We start from the raw sequence: 4783 nt of genomic DNA, 5'->3' as shown, positions 1-4783 counted from the left end.
CTCCACCAGGGTTTACGCTCTCAGGCGGCCAGTTTCCTCTGCAAGAATCGCATCAACCAGCCGATTGCCGGCAGCTTGGCGTAGAGCTCCTCGGCGGCGTCCCAGTAGTCGCGATGCCAGACGACCTTGCCTTCGCCATCGAACTTCAGATGCGAGACGCCACGGATCAGCTGCGGCGGGCCCTGCCCTCGCCGGGCTGGCAGGCGGAAGTGCATCTCCCACACCAGCATCGCGCCGTTGTCGGCGAGCAGCCGCTCGCTGACCACGAAGCGCGCCTCTCCGACCTGCCGGAACAGGTGCGCGAAGATGCGCTGGATCGGCGCCACGCCACGCACCTGGTTGAACGGGTCCTTGAAGAATGCGTCATCGGCGTAGAACTCCGGGAAGCGGGCAAGGCTCTCGGCGCTCAAGCCTTCGTAGAAAGAGATCAGCGCTTCGACGGCAGCAGTCTTGCTCATGGCAGCCTCCATCAGCGGTCAGCGAAACGGCGTACCAGCGGAAAATAGATCCGGTACGGCAGATGGGCAAGCAGCTTGACCACTCGGGTAAAGCGCTTCGGAAAGTGGATTTCGAAAGCGCTGCCGGCGAAACCGGCGATCGTCTCCTGCGCCGCCTGCTCGGGCGTCAGTAACGCTGGCATGGCGAAGTCGTTCTTTGCGGTCAGTGGCGTGGCGACGAAGCCCGGGTTGATCACCCGCACGCCGATGCCTTTCGGCTGCAGATCGAGATAGAGCGCTTCGGCGAAATTGATCAGCGCCGCCTTGGTCGGGCCATAGATCAGCGATTTCGGCAAGCCTCGATAGCCGGCGACGCTGGCGACGAAGCCGATCTGACCGCTACCCTGGCGCAGCAGCTGCGGCACCACATGGGCGGCGAACGACACCGCGCCGGTGAAGTTGATGTCGATCATCTGCCGCGCCCGTGTCGCATCGAGCTCCCAGGCACGCATCGGCAGATAGTCGCCGGCGACATAGAGCGCCACGTCGACGCCTCCCCAGGCAGCCTGCACGCCATCCCAGGCGGCGTGCAGACTGGCCTCATCAGCCGCATCGCAGGGCAGGACCAGCGCCTGCTCGGCATCGCCAGCCACCTCGGCGAGGCGGGCCGCGTTGCGTGCCGAGAAGGCAACGCGGGCGCCACGCGCCAGTAACAGGCGGCCAAGCGCGGCGCCAATGCCGCTCGAAGCGCCGAGCAGCCAAACGCGTTTGCCGGACCAATCGTCGATGCTTGGGTTCATCGGCTCACCGCTTGCGGAAGCTCAGCGTCACTTCGCCGAGCCGGAAGCCGAACTTGCGCATCTCGGAACGGTTGAGCATCACCTTGTCGTCGATCAGGAACATCCAGTCGTCGAAGTCGACGTTCCACACCCGGCCATCGACCGGCAACGCCAGGACGTAGCGCCAGCGCAGCGCGTTGCCCGCCGCTTCGCCCAGTGCGTCACCGACGACGTCATCCGCGCGGCCGACGTAGCGCGACGCATCGAGCCGGGTGATGGTCCACACCCGGCGCGAGCTGCTTCCATCCGACCAGGAAAAATTCTCGTCGAGGGTGCCGACGTCGACGCCATCGCGTTTTTCCCAGCGGGCGTCGATCACCACATGGAAGCGTTTGATCACCTCGCCCGAGCGATCCTGGAACATTCCCCAGCCGTCGATCGTGCCGTTAAAGTAGGTTGCCAGATCGAGCACCGGCTGTTCGGCCCGGTAGCGCTCGACCGGCACGCTGGAACAGCCGCCAAGACCAACAATGCCGCACGCGAAACAGGCAAGCCACAGGGTTTTCATCAGGAGACCTCCAGAGTGCTGCGCCAGCGCCATGCCAGCAGTGCTGCAGCCGTTTTGAAAAGCAAAGGCAGCAGACAATAGACGGCGGCGAGACCGGCCGTCGTTTCGACAACTCCCGGCCGGTAGCCGACCGACTGGAGCAGCGGCAACGACAGGCCCGCGGCGAGCGCCAGGTTGAGTTTGGCGACCAGATTCCACCAGCCAAAATAGGCACCGGCCTGTGCTGGCCTGGTGTTCTCGGCAGTTTCCACCTCACTGCTCGCGTCGCTGCCGCGACCACCGAACTCCGCGATGTCGGCCAGCAGCGCTGCCGGCAAGGTCAGATCGGCGCCAAGCGCGGCACCCGAGAGCAGGCAGACGACGGCGAAGGGCCAGACGTCGCCGGCGCCCAGTCCCCAGGCCCAGGCGAAGGAGGCCACCGCGACCAGCATCGAGACGATCCAGCTGCGCACGCGACCGAAGCGGCGGGAGAGCGTCACCCACAGCGGCAGGAAAGCGACCCCGCTGACGAAGTAGAGGGCAAGGAAGGCGCCACTCCAGGCCTCGGCCTGCAGCACATCGGCGACATAGAACAACACCAGCGTCGCCGGCAAGGCGGCGGCGATGCCGTTGACCACGAAAACGGCCAGCAGGCGGCGAAAGCGCTGCTCTTCGAGGACCCCGCGCAGGTCGCCAAGCAGGCTGCCGGTGGGCGCTGTTCGTGCCGCCGCTATCGGTGAGCCCGACAGCGTCCACACCGCCAGCACCAGCAGCAGCAGCGGAAATATCTGCGCCAGGCCCGACAATCCGTGTGCCAGGTCGCTCGAGAGAAGGCCGGGGAGCGCGGCAGCAAGGACGACGCCGAGCAGGCCGAATCCCTCACGACTGGCGGTCAGTCGCGTGCGCTCGCCGGCATTGCGACCGAGTTCCGCGCCCCAGGCCTGATAGGCGACACTGGCCAGCGAGAAGCCGAAATAGGTGACCAGCATGGAGCCGAACAGCCACAGCGGCGCGGCGCTGGCCGGCGGGTGGAGCAAGGCGAACATACCCAGCGCCAGACAGGGCAGAGCCAGCAGGATCAGGCGCTGACGACTCGCCGTGCGGTCACTCCAGCCACCGAGCAGCGGGTCGATAACGGCATCGACCAGTCGCGCGGCCAGCAGCAGCCCACCCAGCAGGCCCAGGCTCATGCCGGCCGCCTCGGCATACAGGCGCGGCACATGCACATACACCGGCAGTGCCGCCATCGCCAACGGCAGGCCGAGCGCGCCGTAGGCAAGGAGCTGCCGACGGGGCAAGGAAAGGGTTTGCGCTGCGCTCATGCTCAAAGCGCGGGACGCTCGAGGAGCGCGGCGCGCAGCCCCGGCTGGCTGCTGCGCGGGTCGAGCCAGATGGCGAAGAACAGGCGAGCGAAGTCGGCGTCGTCGATTTCACCGCTGGGTCGACCACGATAATAGAAGGCAGCACCTCGCCCGGGGTAATGGACACCGACGATGCTCTCACCCTCCTTGACGTCGGGAAAGACGCGGCCCAGCTCGCTCTTCCAGCGCAGCAACTGCGTGTCACTGGCGCCGAGTCGACGCATTTCGTCGAGGCTGGTCTGCACCAGGCGGTCACGTGGGATGTCGCGCCGATAGTCGAGCTGCAGGGCGGTCGGCACATTCGCCGGCAAATCCGCACTCGGCCGCGCCGCGACCCACAGGGTGGCACGGTAGAGCGAGAAGCCGAACCAGCTCATCTCGCCACTGCCCCATTGGGTCCAGCTGGCCCCGCTCTGGCGCAGTGCGTCGGGCACGGCCTGGGCGAAGCTGCTGGCGGCGAGCAGGACGGCTACTATCAGCAGTTTCATCGCGCGTGCGCCAGTTCGAACTGCATGACATCGGTCGCACCGCTATTGAAACCGGCCTGGCAGTAAGCCAGATAGAAGCGCCACAGGCGGCGGAAGCGTTCGTCAAAACCCTGCGCTTCGATCGCCGGCCACTGCTGCTCGAAGTTCGCCGACCACTCGGCCAGTGTCCGCGAGTAGTCACGACCAAAGGCGAAAGCGTCACCGACCACCAGGCCGGCGCGCGCCGCCTGCTGCTTGAATACCGACGGGCTGGGCAGCATGCCACCGGGGAAGACGTGCTGCTGGATGAAATCGGTCCCGCGCCGGTAACGGGCGAACAGCTCGTCGGCGATGGTAATGCTCTGCACCACCGCCCGCCCGCTCGGCGCCAGCATCTGCTGCAGGGACTTGAAGTAGGTCGGCCACCAGCGTTCGCCGACCGCTTCGAACATTTCGATCGAGACGATGTGGTCGAACTGCTCGCCGAGCAGATCGCGATAGTCGCGCAATTCGATCTGCACCTGCTGCTCGACGCCGGCCAGCAGCATTCGCCGGCGAGCAAACTGCTGCTGGGCTGGCGACAGCGTCAGCCCGACCACCTGCAGGCCAGCCTCGCGCGCTGCCGTTTCGGCAAAAGCACCCCAGCCGCAACCGATTTCCAGCACCCGCTGGCCGGGGCGTGCATCGAGCCGGTGCAGGATTCGCCGGTACTTGGCGAGTTGCGCGGAGGCCATCGAGCGCGGGGCGTCGGTCGAATAGAGCGCGCTCGAGTAGCTCATCGTCGGGTCGAGCCACTGGCGGTAGAAATCGTTGCCCAGATCGTAGTGCGCCATGATGTTGCGGCGCGCCCCAGCGCGCGTGTTGGCGTTCAGCAGATGGCGCAGGCGAGCACTCAACAGCCCCCACCAATGACCATAGACGGCGCGCGAAAGCGCCTGACGGTTTTCGGCCAGCAGGGTCAGCAGCGCGGTGAGGTCGGGGCTGTGCCAGCCACCGTCGATCCACGCCTCGGCAAATCCGACGTCGCCGCGTTCCAGCACCTGGTCGAAAACCGACCACTGCGCAACCTCGAGTACTGCGCTGCGCTGACCGGACGAGGCTTGCCCAAAACACGGCGTGCCGCCGTCGGGCAGGCGCACTTCCAGGCTGCCGTGTTCTATCCCTTCGAGCAGGGCGAGCACCGCTCGCGCGC

The 4783-nt window shown here is 66.4% G+C and carries 6 protein-coding genes; all 6 read right to left on the bottom strand.

Annotated features, from left to right (window positions below; genetic code table 11):
- Nucleotides 1-20: 20 nt before the first annotated feature.
- Entirely contained in the window at nt 21-458 is a 438-nt protein-coding gene (locus tag RUW20_RS18330; protein WP_313953661.1) for a nuclear transport factor 2 family protein, read from the bottom strand.
- Between the two features lie 11 nt (nt 459-469).
- Nucleotides 470-1237: an SDR family NAD(P)-dependent oxidoreductase gene (locus tag RUW20_RS18325; RefSeq protein ID WP_313953660.1), complete on the bottom strand. Its 768-nt coding sequence runs from the start codon at nt 1235-1237 to the stop codon at nt 470-472.
- A gap of 4 nt (nt 1238-1241) precedes the next feature.
- A complete protein-coding gene (locus tag RUW20_RS18320) occupies nt 1242-1784 on the bottom strand; it encodes a DUF3833 domain-containing protein (protein WP_313953662.1) in 543 nt (180 codons plus the stop codon).
- Nucleotides 1784-3085 carry an MFS transporter gene (locus tag RUW20_RS18315; protein ID WP_313953659.1) on the bottom strand — a complete coding sequence of 434 codons (1302 nt, stop codon included), beginning with the start codon at nt 3083-3085 and terminating at the stop codon, nt 1784-1786. Before RUW20_RS18315 ends, RUW20_RS18320 begins: the two co-directional genes overlap by 1 nt.
- 2 nt (nt 3086-3087) lie before the next feature.
- Nucleotides 3088-3612 (bottom strand): chalcone isomerase family protein, encoded by a 525-nt coding sequence (locus RUW20_RS18310; protein WP_313953658.1) that lies wholly within the window; start codon nt 3610-3612, stop codon nt 3088-3090.
- Nucleotides 3609-4783, bottom strand: a 1175-nt coding sequence (locus RUW20_RS18305) for a cyclopropane-fatty-acyl-phospholipid synthase family protein (RefSeq protein WP_313953657.1), incomplete at its 5' end; no start/stop codon positions are given. The genes RUW20_RS18305 and RUW20_RS18310, both read right to left, overlap by 4 nt.

Origin of the sequence: Accumulibacter sp., from assembly GCF_032229525.1 — a bacterium.
Classification (GTDB): Bacteria; Pseudomonadota; Gammaproteobacteria; order Burkholderiales; family Rhodocyclaceae; genus Accumulibacter.
The sequence above is the reverse complement of the archived record's forward strand: the minus strand, read 5'-3'. Positions and strand labels throughout refer to the sequence as shown.